Annotated in this window: 13 protein-coding genes; 3 read left to right on the plus strand and 10 right to left on the minus strand. The window is 54.7% G+C overall.

Going from position 1 to position 14990, the window contains the following annotated elements; genetic code table 11:
• Positions 1-72: 72 nt before the first annotated feature.
• The 4 genes from KP014_RS27245 to KP014_RS27260 form a co-directional block, all read right to left on the minus strand.
• On the minus strand, positions 73-573 hold the full coding sequence (locus KP014_RS27245; RefSeq protein ID WP_036589653.1) for a DUF948 domain-containing protein: 501 nt from the start codon (positions 571-573) through the stop codon (positions 73-75).
• A gap of 236 nt (positions 574-809) precedes the next feature.
• Positions 810-1427 carry a hypothetical protein gene (locus KP014_RS27250; RefSeq protein WP_051499427.1) on the minus strand — a complete coding sequence of 206 codons (618 nt, stop codon included), beginning with the start codon at positions 1425-1427 and terminating at the stop codon, positions 810-812.
• Positions 1428-1669: 242 nt separating this feature from the next.
• Positions 1670-2479 (minus strand): C40 family peptidase, encoded by an 810-nt coding sequence (locus KP014_RS27255; protein WP_036589656.1) that lies wholly within the window; start codon positions 2477-2479, stop codon positions 1670-1672.
• Positions 2480-2663: 184 nt separating this feature from the next.
• Positions 2664-3488 carry a cation diffusion facilitator family transporter gene (locus KP014_RS27260; protein ID WP_175491914.1) on the minus strand — a complete coding sequence of 275 codons (825 nt, stop codon included), beginning with the start codon at positions 3486-3488 and terminating at the stop codon, positions 2664-2666.
• Positions 3489-3758: 270 nt separating this feature from the next.
• On the opposite strand from KP014_RS27260, the gene KP014_RS27265 reads away from it, so the two are divergent.
• Both KP014_RS27265 and KP014_RS27270 read left to right on the plus strand, forming a co-directional pair.
• On the plus strand, positions 3759-3941 hold the full coding sequence (locus tag KP014_RS27265) for a hypothetical protein (protein WP_046723626.1): 183 nt from the start codon (positions 3759-3761) through the stop codon (positions 3939-3941).
• Between the two features lie 155 nt (positions 3942-4096).
• Positions 4097-4711, plus strand: a complete 615-nt coding sequence (locus KP014_RS27270; protein ID WP_036603424.1) for a cyclase family protein — start codon at positions 4097-4099, stop codon at positions 4709-4711.
• Positions 4712-4786: 75 nt separating this feature from the next.
• Here KP014_RS27270 and KP014_RS27275 read toward each other — a convergent pair whose 3' ends face one another.
• From KP014_RS27275 to KP014_RS27295, 5 genes are all read right to left on the minus strand, one after another.
• Positions 4787-7117 (minus strand): FtsX-like permease family protein, encoded by a 2331-nt coding sequence (locus tag KP014_RS27275; RefSeq protein WP_036603426.1) that lies wholly within the window; start codon positions 7115-7117, stop codon positions 4787-4789.
• A 1-nt stretch (position 7118) separates the two neighbouring features.
• Positions 7119-7952, minus strand: coding sequence for an ABC transporter ATP-binding protein (locus KP014_RS27280; RefSeq protein WP_246590598.1), 834 nt, complete (start codon positions 7950-7952; stop codon positions 7119-7121).
• Between the two features lie 127 nt (positions 7953-8079).
• Entirely contained in the window at positions 8080-9390 is a 1311-nt protein-coding gene (locus tag KP014_RS27285; RefSeq protein WP_036590589.1) for a sensor histidine kinase, read from the minus strand.
• Complete coding sequence (locus KP014_RS27290) at positions 9387-10073, minus strand: response regulator transcription factor (protein WP_036590592.1); 687 nt, start codon at positions 10071-10073, stop codon at positions 9387-9389. Before KP014_RS27290 ends, KP014_RS27285 begins: the two co-directional genes overlap by 4 nt.
• 209 nt (positions 10074-10282) lie before the next feature.
• Positions 10283-11908 (minus strand): ABC-F family ATP-binding cassette domain-containing protein, encoded by a 1626-nt coding sequence (locus tag KP014_RS27295; RefSeq protein WP_036590595.1) that lies wholly within the window; start codon positions 11906-11908, stop codon positions 10283-10285.
• A gap of 271 nt (positions 11909-12179) precedes the next feature.
• On the opposite strand from KP014_RS27295, the gene KP014_RS27300 reads away from it, so the two are divergent.
• Entirely contained in the window at positions 12180-13319 is a 1140-nt protein-coding gene (locus KP014_RS27300; RefSeq protein ID WP_036590598.1) for a virulence factor, read from the plus strand.
• A 203-nt stretch (positions 13320-13522) separates the two neighbouring features.
• Here KP014_RS27300 and KP014_RS27305 read toward each other — a convergent pair whose 3' ends face one another.
• On the minus strand, positions 13523-14647 hold the full coding sequence (locus KP014_RS27305) for a transglutaminase domain-containing protein (protein ID WP_036590601.1): 1125 nt from the start codon (positions 14645-14647) through the stop codon (positions 13523-13525).
• Between the last annotated feature and the right edge of the window lie 343 nt (positions 14648-14990).

Here is a 14990-nt window from a genome sequence, read left to right on the forward strand (position 1 = left end):
TGGAGGTTACGTTATTGGACTGTTAATCCTTCCATGCTTCCTGAAAGGATTTCTCATCAGGATGCAAGGGCGCTACTTCCGGTATCTTTGCCAAAGACCGGCGGCGACGTCGACACCTTTCAGGACGGCGTCCAATCTCCCCTTCTTGCTGTTTACCGCATTGTAGGAATTTATCGTCCGCTCCTCAGCGGGGGTCACCTTTGCGTTGTTAATCGATACAAGCTCCGCTTTCTCTTTCAGCTCCCGGTTTTTGCGGAATCTCTCAATGACCGTTACCGATACCTGTTTCATGGTCAGCGTCAGTTCGCTGAGCACCTCGCCCAGATTCTGGACCGAGTCCATAATAGGATCGATTTTCTCTATTTTGCCCTGCACATCCGCCGTAATCTTGTTGGCGTGTCTTACCGTTGTTTTTACTTCATAAGTAAGCTCATCGACCGTCTTCTGTACCTCCTGAAGCGTCTGGCTCACTTTGTCGAGAGAATCCTTGGCGGAATTCAGAGTCTTAATCAGAAAGAATACGAGAACTGCGAATGCGACAGCCATAAGCGCCACGCTGAGACTAATGATCATGGGTATAAACTCCTTCCGATTCATAATATTATCGGCCTCAAGTCTGCCTTAATATTGCATAGTTACCCCTAGGGTCTACAGCCGAAACAACCGTTCGGCGAGGCGTCTGCCGCAGGGGCGGTCATTGTAATTGTATGATCGCATGCTGAAAAAAAGGGCATAGGGCGGCTCGGCAAACTAAAATAAGCTGAAGCAAGTCCCGGGTGCCCTCCCTCGCAAAGGGAGGATTCCCGGGCTTATTTCAGCTTCATCAGCAGACGAAGCAAATCTCCCCAGTCTACGGCAAATGAGACGCGCACACCGCTCTCCAGCAGTTCAATCTTGTGGACCTCTACCATAAACGGCATATGATCCCGTAAGCGGACCGATATCGGCGGAATGGATAGTATGCCTTTTGGCACCTTCCGGTTCCGGATCGATGTATAGTCGTGACGCAGCCTAATCGTTCCTCCCGAATCCGGCGAAACCTCCATAATCATGCCGACTTCCGCACCGAACGGCACCGGACCGGCCTGCCCGTTAATATCCGCAGTCAGCCGGTCTCCGCTCTGCCGGAACCGGGCTCCGGTAATCCGGACAAGGGATGAAGGATGCTCGGACAGATAGTCGTTCAGCCCTTTTTTGCACAGGTTGTTCAGCTCGTCTTCGGTCAGCGTCAGCACGGGGCTTCTGTCTTTTGCCATTTGGAGCAGCTTTGGTTCAAGATCCACCTGGTCATAAGACATATCCAGCTTATTCACCGGTGCGGCGTACCAGGCGGCGGCTACTCCCGCGAGGAGCAGGAACAGTACAACTCCGGCGAGCGTCCGGAAAAGGATTTTGCCCGGCGCTCTTTTTTTATTAGAATGAGGCATATTTTCTCTTCCCTTCGTTGTCCTGCAACGATTCTGCTCTAACTATCTCTAGTATACCGCAGTGCTGCGCCTTGTCATGACAGGTCGAGATAAAATCCCCCGGTTTGGATACCGGATTGTCCGGCCCGCAGCGCAAAAAGGGCATCCCCATTAGCACCCGCCGATGGAAACACCCTTTTTTCATGTATTGCACCCGTCACAAACTGTACTGCTGTCGCTTCCGCACTAGGCAAGCTGTATTATCAGTGGATAACCGGACCTCCGAAGAGGAACCGCTTGGTCCAAGAAGCGCTTAATTTATCCACTCTCACGCCCCCGGAAGATACGGAATACGTGTGCAGGATCTGTCCGTCTCCCAAATATAGAGCGACATGCGTAATCGTCTCCGCCGACTTGTCAATCCCGGCATAAGCAGCGGCTGAGCTTCCTTTGTAGCTCATAAAGAACATCAGATCGCCCCGCTTGAGACCCGATATATCCGTTACGGCGGAACTATTCTCCCTGACCCATCTCCCCTGCTGTCTGGAATCGGCCGGCAGCTTGATATTCGCCGCTTCGAGATAAATCTGCCGGACAAAATCCGAGCAATCAAAGGTGGAGGTGTCGCTGCGGCTTGATCCGAATTCATAAGGCGTACCGAGATAGGACATCCCTCTTCCAATGACCGACTCGATACTCGCTGCCGCAGGAGCAGGCGGTAAAGGCTGCGGAACCGCTCCGGCAGCCATCAGAGCAATATACTTGTCCTGAGAGCTGCAATAGCCGATTTCTCCGTCCTTGTTGCGGACCTTATAGAAATAAGCATTCGTCTTTTCCAGAATCAGTACCTTCTCCCCTTCTTTCAAATAGGAGAGTACCATGCTGCCTACGGAAGGCGCGCTGCGGAGCCGGACCGTTGACTGAATGACGGCCGATTGCGAGGCGGGACTGGACAGAACAGCGGCCGAATTCTCAGCCGCATGGGCAGGCTGAGCCCCGAGCCCGCCTGAAGAAGCGTAAACTGCGGTTGATAATAATAACGCGGCAAGTAGCTGCTTGGTTAATTGGTTCATACCGTTCCCCCGAATGGATATGATCAGAAATCAACAAAGGTGGCGCCGCCGTTATTGTTTTCTGCAATCATTATAGGCTCACCCGGATATGGGAACATGCACCAAATTTCACAATTCGGCATGCCAATTCATGGAAAAGTACAGGTCTATAGTCTTTATTTCTACTTGGATTTGGTGAGAATTGTTAACATTTGGGTTCCACATGAACATGCACGCTCATGATGTTGTGCTTGTTATGCATGCGCTCCTCGATAGAGTCGCTGATATTATGGCCTTCCATAACGGTCAGATCCGCATCAACTTCAACGACTACATCCACTAGGACCTGGTTTCCGTGAATCCGCGCCTTCATGTCCTTGATGGCTTCAACGCCAGGCGTCCGCTCGATGGTGCTGCGTAAATCCATCAGCCGGCTCTCGTCAAATCCATCCGTAAGGCGGTATGTCGAGTCGCTAAAGATTTCCCATGCCGTTCTGCAGATCAGCAGGCCGACCGCGAACGCTGCGACCGGGTCCAGCCACGGAAGTCCGAACTGCGCGCCGATGATGCCGAGCGCCGCGCCGATACTGACCATGGCGTCCGAGAAATTATCCTTGGCGGCAGCCATAAGCGCACTATTGTTGATCTTGAGCGCAAGCTGGCGGTTATAATAGTACACTCCGAGCATCGCCAGAGCACACACAATCGCCACGCCGGCCGACCACAAACCCGGAACGGACTCATGTCCCTGAAAGAGGGAACGCACCGATTCAATAATAACCTGGATACCAACCATCGCCATGATAAAAGAGGCCAACAGCGCGGCTACCGTCTCCGCCCGAAAGTGTCCGTAAGCATGATTCGAATCGGGCGGCTTGCGTGAAATACGCAGACCGATCAGAACAGCCAAAGAAGCGACAATATCGGTAAGGTTATTGAAACCGTCCGCGAGCAGCGCGCTGGATGCGAACAGATAGCCACAGACTAGCTTGAAAGATGACAGGACGATATAAGCTGCTATGCTGATCATCGCCCCCCTCTCGCCTTTTCGAATGTCCTCATAAATATCAGCCAATTCCGACACTCCTTTTTAAAAATACAAAAGTACATATTTTCCAGTTTCACTCTATCCTAGCAAAGCACATACCTGTGGGTCTAGAGCAACAGTGTTGGCCCGCCGCAAAGATCGCTACAACCAAAGACGCTTGTATCAAAGAACGCTTTAACTATTCTTGCCCTTGTCGGCGTTTTCAAAAACCATTAAAATATTCTCATTACAAGCTTCAAGGAGGATTACGCAATGACCGAGAGCAGCGACAAGCCCAAAATCAACCTCGCCGATGCCATCCGGCAAAAGCTAGAGCAGAAGAAGCAGCAGAACAACTCCAAACCGGGCGCTTTTCAAGCCGGCGCAGCCAAAACGTTCAAAACCCAGAACAACAAGAAACCGAATAACCAGCGCCGCCGCACCGGCGGGTCCTGATCCGGGCAGCTTCACTGCAAATTTGCACAGGGGCAGCCTTCTAAGGGATTAGAAAATCAAACGAGGTCGTCCTAAACGCAGCTTTATTTAGCTCCCGCTGCCTTCAGAACCGCCTCGTTTTTATTTTGAGTTTATAGTAAAGGAGTCTAAAAGCCATGATCATCGATCTGACCCACCCCATCCGGGACGGGCTGCCGGTCTATCCGGGGGATCTGCAAACGCAGCTTGCAAGGTCCGCCGAATTCTCCCGGGACGGCTATAACAATCATCTCCTGACCATCAACATGCACTCGGGAACGCATATCGACGGGCATATGCACATGACGGACTGCACGGAATATTTGAACGGGTATCCGCTGAGCACGTTTATTGGGGAGGGCTGCTTGCTGGATGTTCGGGGAGCCGGAGTGATCGGATACAAGCCCGAATACGAACAGCTCGTTCGCGAAGGGCAGATCGTAATCCTGTACACCGGACATGGCGATTTGTTCAGAGATCCCGCCTATTTTGCCGATTTTCCGGTACTGACACCGGAGCTTGCGGAACTTCTAATTCGAAAAAAGATTAAAATGGTCGGCATGGACACTCCATCACCGGACAGATATCCTTTCGAGATACACCGTCTGCTGTTTGGTCGCCGCATTCCGATCATCGAAAACCTGACGAATCTTTCGGCGCTGCTCCCCTTATCCCGGTTTGAAGTGACCGCCCTTCCGCTGAATATCGACGCCGATTCCTCCATAGCCCGGGTGATTGCCCGTACCCTTTGATTAATTCCAATTATTTCCGATAATTAAAAACGGCCGCGCTGTCCACGCAGGACGGTACGGCCGTTTCTTCTTTCGTTACTCCGCGAGCAGGGTACGCGGCGAGATCGGTTTGATCCGCCTAGCGAGGAGCAGCACCATTAGGCAGGCCGCCGCCGCAAATCCCGCGCAAATCGCCGTCACCGGCAGAGCTGGAATCCGGAAGTTGGCATTGAAAATGCCTGAGCGCGCAAAGAGCAGCGACAGAAAGCCGTTCGTGAGCGCGACACCGGCAAGCCCTCCGGCGGTAACGCCTGCGGCGACAACCGGAACAAAGCCGAATGCCACCTGCAGCATAAGCTGCCGGGTGGTGTGCCCGATCGCTTTTAGAATGCCGAACTCCGTCCTCTGCTTGACAATCAGAGTGTGGATGACGAGATACAGGATCAACGCAACGACCAGTACGGTCGCCGCCATCACCACTACCGTTACCAGGAAAATGGCGTTCACAAGCGAGCCGATTTGACTGTTCAAAGTAGCTTTGACGTCCATCACCATAATGAGATCCTTCCCGTATTCCGCTTTCACCTTGCGGATAAACTCCTTGCTGTCCGCTCCTTCCAGATAGATGCTGAGCGAATTTTGCCGATACTCCGGATGGATGCGCCGCAATCCCTCCAGCGTAACGGAGGCCGATTCCGCATTGCCGAACTGCTGGGTCAGACCGGTGATCAGGTACTCGCCGCTCTTCCCGCCCAGCGAGACCTTGACCAGGTCGCCTATCCGTTTATCCAGCCTCTGCGACATCACGCCGGATATGGAGATTTCATTGTCATAGACGGGCTGCCTGCCTTCATAAAGCGTCTCCCAGTCCAGACGGCCATAATCGGAGGATACGTTCATGAGCACCGAACGGTCCTCCAGACCGGCATACAGCCGGTCCAGCATGCCTGTCTTTTTTACTCCGTCCATATTTTCAATTTCCGTAAATATCTTCCCGGCCGAAGGCCCTTCCTCCGCAACCACCATAACATCGCATTGCTCCATTCCAATGAAACGATAAATGAAAGAGCTGTCTTTCGCCAAATTGAAATAGAGGATGAAGGAACACAGGCTGGTAAAGGTCAAGCCTGCGATAATGACCGCCACCAGCGCATTTTGCCTGAAACGGTGCAGCATTCTTTTTAGACCGAGGGACATCTGCAGGGCGCCTTTGGCGTGTTCCAGGGAAAACCTGTTCCGCTTAAAGCTGTGGGTCGTGATCCCCTTCCGTAGTGCGGTCAGCGGCGTAACCTTCAGCGCCTTTCTTGCCGACGAGTAGGTAACGGCGCATACGAATACCGAAACCAGCGCAAAGCCCAGCGCCGAAATTCGGGGATCAGCGGTCTGCGTCCAGAGCAAACCGACCGACGAAGAAATCATATTCCCAAGCAGCGGCAGCACAGCCCAGGCCAGCACGGCTCCGGCGGCTCCGGCGATGCACAGAATAACAAACTGCTGAAGAAATAGAGCCGCCGTAATCTGCCGTCCAGTATATCCGATGGCTTTGAGTGCGCCGATGCTCTCCATATCGTCTTCAATGCCGCTGGCGACCCTGAATCTCACTACAACCCCCGCCACCAGAAGGACGACCACCGCAAACGCAACCAGCACAAGGGAGATCAGGGTGAGAGGGAGGGTGTAGTTCAAGGACATGCTGTCCGTATCAGCCAAAATCCTGGACGATGTGGGGTCCATGGGAAAGGTTTTATTGAAGGTATCCGTCAGTTTACCCGGATGGGCGCCGTTCGCCGTCCGCACCGACAGAAATATATAATGATTTCCGCCGAGCTCGGCCTTCAATTCAGCGAACTCGCGATGCGGAAAATAGAATTTCAAGCTACCGCCGAGCGTGTTGCCAAGCAGCGTATCCTGAAAAAAACCTCCGATAATATAGCTACGCCGTTTGAGGCTGGAATCGGTTAATGTCAGGCTGTCACCCAATTTGTAGCCCCCGCCGCTCTTCAGAATATAAGGGGCGTATATTTGCGGCTCCTGCACGTTACGAAGACGTTCGGTCAGCCGCAGCGGCGAAAGCGTGCGGCCTGTGTCCGCATCCAGAAAGACCGGAAGGATCGACAGGACGCCTCCGTTATATGGAAATTGAATTTCATTCAGCACAAGGCTCTCTTCGCTCTCCAGCTTGGCTACGGCAGGCTGGTCAAGGAGAAACGTCTTCTTCTTGTCCAGACTGCCGTCATCCGGCAAATTGGCGACAAAGTCAGCGCCGGACAGCTCCGCCGTCTTGGCATCGTAGAACGCGTTAAGCCGGAGAAAGAGGGTGAGCCCGGTATTCATAACAAGCACTGTAAGCAGAAGCAGGACGAATAGGATGGCAGCGGAGCTTTTATGCTTGCGAAGCATCGACAAGGCCAAATGGTTCACTGCCATGCTACCACCCCATACTTTCCAGAAAAGCATTCAGCCGGTCCAGACGGTCCCGGCCTTCCTCTTCCCGGTACAATCCGAGCACTAGCTCGCCATGGATGATTCCGTCGCGAAGATACAGCACCCGGTTGCCCCGCAACGCCGTCTTAACATCATGCGTGACCATGACGATGCTCTGTCCCTCCCGGTGGAATCCGGTCAGCACATCCAGCACGCCCCGGCTTGCCGAGGAATTGAGCGCGCCGGTAGGCTCGTCGGCAAACAGCACGGCCGGCTGGTTGATCAGCGCCCTTACGATCCCCGTCCGCTGCGCCTCGCCCCCGGAAAGCTGGGAAGGAAATTTGCCCCAGGCCTCTTCCCCGAGTCCTACCTGCATCAGCAGTTCCTTGGCTCTTGCGGAGACAGCTCTCCTGCCCGTACCCCGCAGCAATCCGCTTGCCAGCACATTATCCAGAACGCTCATTGTATCGAGCAAATAAATTTGCTGAAAGACAAAGCCGCAGTGGTCCCGGCGGAATACCGCAAGCTGGTCCGCGGACAGCTTCGACAATTCCTTTCCCATGAAGAAAATTTCTCCCAGCGTCGGTTTGTCCATGCCCGAAAGGGCATAGAGCAGCGTGGATTTTCCCGAACCCGAACTGCCCATAATGATTGTAAAATCGCCGCTCCCGATTTCGATATCCAGATTCTTCAGCACATGCTGCTGAATGCCGCCGGTCGAAAAGGTCTTGCACAGCTTGGCGGTAGTCAGCACCGTCTTGCGCGCCGCCTGTCCCTTCTCCTCCGGCTTCGCCAGCCCCATCCTTGCCCGCGACGCCTCTTGCGTCAGTTCCGTCATTACCATTTCTCCCCCTCGCCCTGTAAACAAGACTTCGAATTTGAACTTCGATTTCATCTTACTACAGCGCTTCTTAACGGGTCGTTGCCGGATTCTTAACCGTTCCTTAAATTTCGGGCCGAACCGGTCAGACCAGCTTCAGGCGCAGCTCCGCCGCAAATCCGCCCCGGGTGTTATAGCAGACCAGATCCCCCTCCATCCGCCGCATAAAGCTGCGGGAGAGATACAGCCCAAGCCCCGAACCGCCGTGTCCCGCGCTGTTGCTCCCGCGGTAAAATTTATTGAACAGCAGCGGGAGATCGCTTTTCGGGACGCCTTCTCCCTTGTCTTCGATTCGCATAACCAGATAATCTCCAGCAGCCGCAAAAGTCGCCTCGACCGGCGTTCCGGCATATTTTCCCGCATTGGCCAGCAGATTGTCGACAACCTGCTGCATCCGCAGCACATCCATCATGAGCATGCACTCCGGAATGACATCAATCCGGATGTCATATCCATAACAAGCGTTTCCCAAAATTCTGCCGAGAACGCCGCTGTACTCTTCGGTCGGAACGACCTTGAGCTGCTCCAGTTCCTCAAGTGTGGCATGAAACAGGTTGGTGACGAGCCCGTCGATCTGCTCCGCTTTGGAGAGGACGGCTTCCAGCCGCTTCCGCATCCTGTCTTCCTTTGGGGAAAGAAGCATCAGCTCGGTCACCGCCTTAATGGAGGCGACCGGAGTTTTGATATCATGACTGAGGCTCGCCACCAGTTCTTTTTTGCTGAGGTTGGCCCGGTATTCGCTCTCCCTGGCAGCCGCCAGTTCCTCCCGCATCAGGTCGAAGCTTTCGGTGAAAGCGCCGAACAGGCGGTTCCTATCCATCGCCAGCGGCAGATCGAGATTGCCCCGGGCGACCTGCTGAGCAAAGCTTTGCAGCTTGTTGAAGGGCCGGATTACCGAGCGGTGCAGGTACAGGAGATAGGCGGCGCACAGCGCAGCGCATACCATCCACGAAACCGCAAGCGCGGCGTACAGCTCCCGGCGGGCCGCCTTCTCCTTCTCCTTCTCCGCCGCGCGGCTCGCCATAATCAATTTGCCCGCCGGAACACCGCCGACGGTAATATCGGCAACGGTATCGCCGTTCCTTAGCGCATCGTGGATCGACAAAGCTGCGTCTTCTCCGGCGTAAAGCGTTCGGCCATCGCCCGCAATAAGTGTCAGCCGAGCCGCCAAGCCGCTCTCCGATTTGCCGCCGGACGCCGCAAGAGCGACTTTCCAACGGTTCAAATCGCCCCTCGTAATCTCTTCCCAGTGCGCTTCCGCCGCCTTTACGGCCGTATTGACGGCCACGATATCAACGCCTGTCTCTCCTTCCTGATTCCGAAGGATGAACAGAGACGAAAGAAGCCCCACCAGTAGAACGCCTCCGATGGCCCACAGCATTTTTCCGATATTCATGCGCCTCCGTCCTCGAACAAATAGCCCGTCCCCCACACCGTCTTGATATAGCGCGGATTGTCGGGGTCGGTCTCGATTTTGGTCCGCAAATGCCGGATATGCACATTCAGCGTACCGTCTCCGGTGATGGAATCGCCCCATACCTCGCGGAACAATTCCTCCTTGGGCAGCACCCGGTTTCTGTTCCGGACCAGATACGCGAGCAGCCGGAATTCAAGCGTCTTCAGCCGAACTTCCTCACCGCCGACCCGAAGACTGCACCGGTTGCAGTCCAATTCGAGGCTTCCGGCCCGCAATATTCCTTCGGAAGGCTTGACTCCCCCATATCTTTTCAGCACCGCTCTAACTTTCGCCAATAGAACGCTCAGTGTGTAAGGCTTCCGGATATAGTCGTCTCCCCCGATGTTCAGCGCCACGACAATATCATCGTCGCTCGAACGCGCGCTAATGAACAAAATGGGAATCTCCGTCTTCCGGCGCAGCTCCTTGCAAAGCTCGAATCCGGAGGCTCCCTCCAAATTGATGTCCAGGAGCAGCAGAGATACCTCGTGCTCGCGCATAAACGCCAGACATTCTTCCGCCGACGTCACATAGGCCGCCTTCACGTCAAACAGGTTAAGATATTCGCTGGTGGTTTCAGCCAGAACGGCCTCGTCATCGACGATCAGACAATCGTAACGCATTAGCTTCCCTCCGCAAGATATCCCCACCAAGCGGGGTCTTGGCTTTGAAGCCTACTCAGACGCTTTGTGGGGACCGAGATAAATTTATATGTAGTTTGAAAAAAGCCGACCGGAGCATCATCCGGTCGGCCTTCTTCTGTAAAAAGCATATGCCCGCTTGCGCGCGGCAGAGACTTTCCCCGCCCCGCGACTTACCCTGCGGTTTTATTTTACACTTCCACCGGATACATACGCTGGCGGAGTTCCTTGATTTCGTCGCTTTCGAGGTACTCATCATAGCTCATCACGCGATCGATAATACCATTTGGCGTAATCTCGATGATCCGGTTCGCAATCGTCTGAATGAACTGATGGTCATGCGAAGTGAATAGAATCGTGCCGTCGAAGTCGATCAGCCCGTTGTTCAGCGCCGTGATGGACTCGAGGTCCAAGTGGTTGGTCGGCTCGTCGAAGACGAGCACGTTCGCGCCGTTCAGCATCATCTTCGCCAGCATACAGCGCACCTTCTCGCCCCCGGACAATACGCTTGCCTTCTTCAGCGCTTCTTCGCCGGAGAACAGCATGCGTCCCAGGAAGCCGCGCAGGAACGTTTCGTCCTGGTCCTTGGAATATTGGCGCAGCCATTCCACCAGGTTCATATTCACACCTTCAAAATACTTGGAATTGTCTTTCGGAAAGTAAGCCTGGGATGTCGTGACGCCCCAGGTATATTCTCCCGAGTCCGCTTCTGCTTCGCCCATGATGACATCGAACAGCGTCGACTTGGGCAGCCCGTTCGGACCGACTAAAGCAATCTTGTCGCCTTTGTTGACGACAAAGCCGACTTCGTCCAGCACCTTCTCGCCTTCGATGCTCTTGGTCAAATTGCTGACCGTCAGCAGCTGCTTGCCGGCTTCGCGCTCAGGTTTAAAGTTAAGAAACGGATATTTCCGGTTGGACGGACGGATATCGTCAAGCGTGATCTTGTCGAGCTGCTTCTTCCGCGACGTCGCCTGCTTCGACTTCGAGGCGTTGGCCGAGAAGCGCTGAATGAACGCCTGCAGCTCCTTGATCTTCTCTTCCTTCTTCTTGTTCGATTCCCGCTGAAGCGTGAGGGCCAGCTGACTGGACTCGTACCAGAAGTCATAGTTGCCGACGTACATCTGGATTTTGCCGAAGTCGATGTCCGCGATATGCGTACATACTTTATTCAGGAAGTGACGGTCATGGGATACGACGATAACGGTACCTTCATAGTCCATGAGGAAGTTCTCCAGCCAACCGATCGATTCGAGATCCAAGTGGTTGGTAGGTTCGTCAAGGAGCAGGTTGTTCGGACGGCCGAACAGTGCCTGGGCTAGCAGTACCCGTACCTTCTCGTTGCCGCTGAGCTCCGCCATCTTCTTGTCATGCAGCTCACGCGGAATACCGAGGCCAATCAGGAGCGCGGCAGCGTCCGGCTCGGCGTCCCAGCCGTTCAGCTCGGCGAATTCGCCCTCCAGCTCACCGGCCCGCAGACCGTCGGCTTCGGAGAAGTCGGACTTGGCGTACAGCGCATCCTTCTCTTTCATAATTTCATACAGGCGAGCGTGTCCCATAATGACCGTTTCCAGCACCGGGTTTTCGTCATATTCGAAGTGGTTCTGCTTCAATACGGCCATGCGCTCGCCGGGCGTGATATGAACTTCGCCGGAATTGGCTTCGATCTCACCGGACATAATTTTCAGAAACGTAGATTTGCCGGCGCCGTTCGCCCCGATCAGGCCGTAGCAGTTGCCGGGAGTGAACTTTATATTTACATCTTCAAAAAGTGCGCGCTTTCCGTAACGGAGTGTCACGCCGCTTGTACTGATCATTTTTGCATACCATCCTTTACACATAGGTTTCCGGCATATTATAGCACAAAAATGGACCGAAAAGCCCGCAAACTCCTTGATTTGCCGCGAAAAGGGCAAAAATGGGCGGCCTCAGCAATGAGATTCCGGCGCTTGGCGCCGCTGGTGGGCCGGAACGCAACCGGGCTGTTTTGTATTTCCAATCAAATTTGATGTAAAATGCGAGTAAACGCCCCTTGCAGACCCTATGTGAGTAAATGCGGCGGCTGCCGTCCTAAGGAGGTTTACCCGAATGAAGATCACATTTATTGAACCGACACCGAGTCCGCATACGATGAAGCTTCATCTGGATGAAAGTCTGGAGCCGGGAATACGCCGAACCTATACCCTGGAAAATCAGCACGCTGCGCCGGCCTGGGCGCGTGAGATGCTGACCATTCCGGGGGTGGAAAGTGTCTTTCATACCGCCGACTTCGCGGCGCTGGAGCGGAGGCCCTCTGCGGACTGGGCGGAGATATTCCGGGAGCTGCAGTCCCGCTTCGGCGGCGAAGCTGCCGGAGCGCAGGACTGGACGCTTACGGACGAGAATGCCGGCGCGCATTTCGGCGAGGCGCAGGTGTTCGTCCAAATGTTCCGCGCCATTCCGATGCAGATCCGGGTAAAGAGCGGAGCGCGTGAGGAACGCATCGCGCTGTCGCCGCGGTTCACCGAGGCGGTGACGGATGTTGCTAGCGCGGTCCTGATCAAAGAGCGCAAGCTGACGGATTACGGCGTCCGCTACGGTGAGCTGCCCGAGATCGCGCGCGAAGTCGAGCAGGAACTGGAGGCCGCCTATCCGCAGGAGCGTCTTGATTCGCTGGTGCAGCAGGCTATCGCACATGGGGCGGCCGGCGGCGAATTCATCGAGCAGCGCAGCAAGCGCGGTCAGGACGAACTGCTGCGCGACCTTACGAGCGAAAACTGGCGGGTACGCTACGCGGCGCTTGAAGATTTGACGCCTTCGCCCGAGCTGATCCCGCAAATATCAACGGCGCTGCGGGACCCGAAGCTGCTGATCCGCAGGCTGGCCGTCGTCTATCTGGGCGATCTGCGCACGCCCGAAGCGCAGGAACTGCTGTACGAGGCAATGAGTGACAAAGCTCCCGCCGTACGGCGCACCGCCGGCGATACATTGTCCGACATCGGCGATCCCGCCGCCACGCCGGTCATGACCCGGGCGCTGAAGGACAGCAGCAAAATCGTCCGCTGGCGCGCCGCCCGATTTCTGTACGAGGTCGGCACAGCTGAAGCACGCGGAGCGCTGGAAGCCGCGGTGAACGATCCCGAGTTCGAAGTCGGGCTCCAGGCGCGCATGGCGCTGGAACGTATTGAATCCGGCGAGGAAGCGGCCGGAACGGTCTGGCAGCAGATGGCAGGACGCGGACGCAGCTGAGGCTGCGGCATATATAACGGCATCTTTGATTACTTCCCGGACGCGCGCCGGTTCCGCAAGAGTAGATCATGCCGCTGACGGAATGCGGCATGACTCGGCTTCCGGAGTGACACAGGCACATTCGGCCCATTTTTACGAACAAAGATCGCCCTCCGCCGTTCTTTCGAACGGATGGAAGAGCGATCTTTTTCACGACACCGGCATTACCGCCAGTAGAGCTCCACTTTTAAATCCCCCGTATCGTCAAACAAGGATGTCTTATAGCTCAAGCCCTTAAAGCCCGTCTCGTACAGCTGCTGCAGGTCGCTTACCAGACTGCTCTCGCTTCCATCATAACGGAACAGCAGCGAAGCTTCTCCCTTCTTCCGCGCCTGCTGCGCCAATGCGGTCAGCTCAGCCGCGTTATCGACGATTCCGCTCTCTTCGTACAGGTCGTACCGGAGCTCCTTCTGCAGCTTCTGATAGGCCGCCTGCTTCTTTCCTTTGAGGCTGGCCAGTTCACTGAGCGTACGGGAGTATTCCACAGCCGCAGCCGGATAGGAACGGGTCCAGGTATGGTCGCGGCGCATCTGGCTGTCTGTACGCAGATAGTAGGCCGTGCTGACGGCCCCCGCTTTATCCGGAGAGGGATCGTCCCAAGTCGTATCCAGATGGTACCAGCGTCCGCTCAGCTGAACCAGATTCCACGCGTGCGATTGGCCCGAGCCGTCCTGCCACGCGGTGCCTTCCACGATTTTATTCGGAATTCCCGCGCCCTTCAGCAGCTTATAAGTCAGCAAGGAATAGCCCTGGCATACGGCGCTGCCGCTTTTCAGCCCTTCGTACGCCGTATATTTTGTGTAGGTCGTGTCATATTTCAGGTTCAGCACCACCCAATCGTGGACCGCCTTTACCTTTTCATCGCCCGTCATCCCCGGCGCTATAATTTTGTTCAAAATCATCTTGACCTGCCCGTTTACATAAGCCGTCTGCTGAAGCGACTCACGGTAGGTAAGCTTGACGCTTACCGCCGCCGAGCGGGAACCGCCCCGGTAGGAAAAGCTGTAGCTGTTCACAATGTAGTTCAGGTAAGGATCGTTCGACATCGCCTGATCCAGCGCGGTTTGCAGCTGCGGCTTCAAGCGTGAGGTATTTCCTTCATATGTAAAAGCAACACTCTCTTTGCGGTTATTCATCGCAGTGGTCAGCTGCTGGGTCATATCGCTGACGGAACTCACTGGGGTTCCCTTCGTCGCGGCGTAGGCATAATCCATCCCCCAATACACAGCCGGCGGCACAGCGGCGGCAACCAGCATGCCCAAAACAATCGCCTTCGTCATCTTACCCATTCTTGCTTTAGCCCCCTTGGCGCGAGTTTGCCTGATCAACGGTTGAGTTTCTTATTTACACTTCCATATATTAAATGCGTCCATCATGATTTCCAATACTTCTTAAGTGCTAAAATTCACAAACAATACGCCTTTATTTCTCTATTATCGGTTAGGAATAATATTTCCATAAGTACCTCAAATGTACTGAACATACTGAACGGCGCTTCGCATCTCGCGGACCTAAGGTGAACGTGCTACATTAAATATACAATCGAATTTAGTGAAATATATTGAAAGTATTGTGTATGTCGTCCAGATGGTGCTATCCATCCTTGGCATCCTTTGAAAGCGCTAGCCTTAA

The organism is Paenibacillus sophorae (assembly GCF_018966525.1).
Lineage (GTDB): Bacteria > Bacillota > Bacilli > Paenibacillales > Paenibacillaceae > Paenibacillus_AQ > Paenibacillus_AQ sophorae.

Bases quoted from the DNA above. Each gene is read 5' to 3' on its own strand.
- KP014_RS27245 (WP_036589653.1), bottom strand. From the start codon at position 573: ATGATCATTAGTCTCAGCGTGGCGCTTATGGCTGTCGCATTCGCAGTT.
- KP014_RS27250 (WP_051499427.1), bottom strand. From the start codon at position 1,427: ATGCCTCATTCTAATAAAAAAAGAGCGCCGGGCAAAATCCTTTTCCGG.
- KP014_RS27255 (WP_036589656.1), bottom strand. From the start codon at position 2,479: ATGAACCAATTAACCAAGCAGCTACTTGCCGCGTTATTATTATCAACC.
- KP014_RS27260 (WP_175491914.1), bottom strand. From the start codon at position 3,488: ATGATCAGCATAGCAGCTTATATCGTCCTGTCATCTTTCAAGCTAGTC.
- KP014_RS27265 (WP_046723626.1), top strand. From the start codon at position 3,759: ATGACCGAGAGCAGCGACAAGCCCAAAATCAACCTCGCCGATGCCATC.
- KP014_RS27270 (WP_036603424.1), top strand. From the start codon at position 4,097: ATGATCATCGATCTGACCCACCCCATCCGGGACGGGCTGCCGGTCTAT.
- KP014_RS27275 (WP_036603426.1), bottom strand. From the start codon at position 7,117: ATGGCAGTGAACCATTTGGCCTTGTCGATGCTTCGCAAGCATAAAAGC.
- KP014_RS27280 (WP_246590598.1), bottom strand. From the start codon at position 7,952: ATGACGGAACTGACGCAAGAGGCGTCGCGGGCAAGGATGGGGCTGGCG.
- KP014_RS27285 (WP_036590589.1), bottom strand. From the start codon at position 9,390: ATGAATATCGGAAAAATGCTGTGGGCCATCGGAGGCGTTCTACTGGTG.
- KP014_RS27290 (WP_036590592.1), bottom strand. From the start codon at position 10,073: ATGCGTTACGATTGTCTGATCGTCGATGACGAGGCCGTTCTGGCTGAA.
- KP014_RS27295 (WP_036590595.1), bottom strand. From the start codon at position 11,908: ATGATCAGTACAAGCGGCGTGACACTCCGTTACGGAAAGCGCGCACTT.
- KP014_RS27300 (WP_036590598.1), top strand. From the start codon at position 12,180: ATGAAGATCACATTTATTGAACCGACACCGAGTCCGCATACGATGAAG.
- KP014_RS27305 (WP_036590601.1), bottom strand. From the start codon at position 14,647: ATGGGTAAGATGACGAAGGCGATTGTTTTGGGCATGCTGGTTGCCGCC.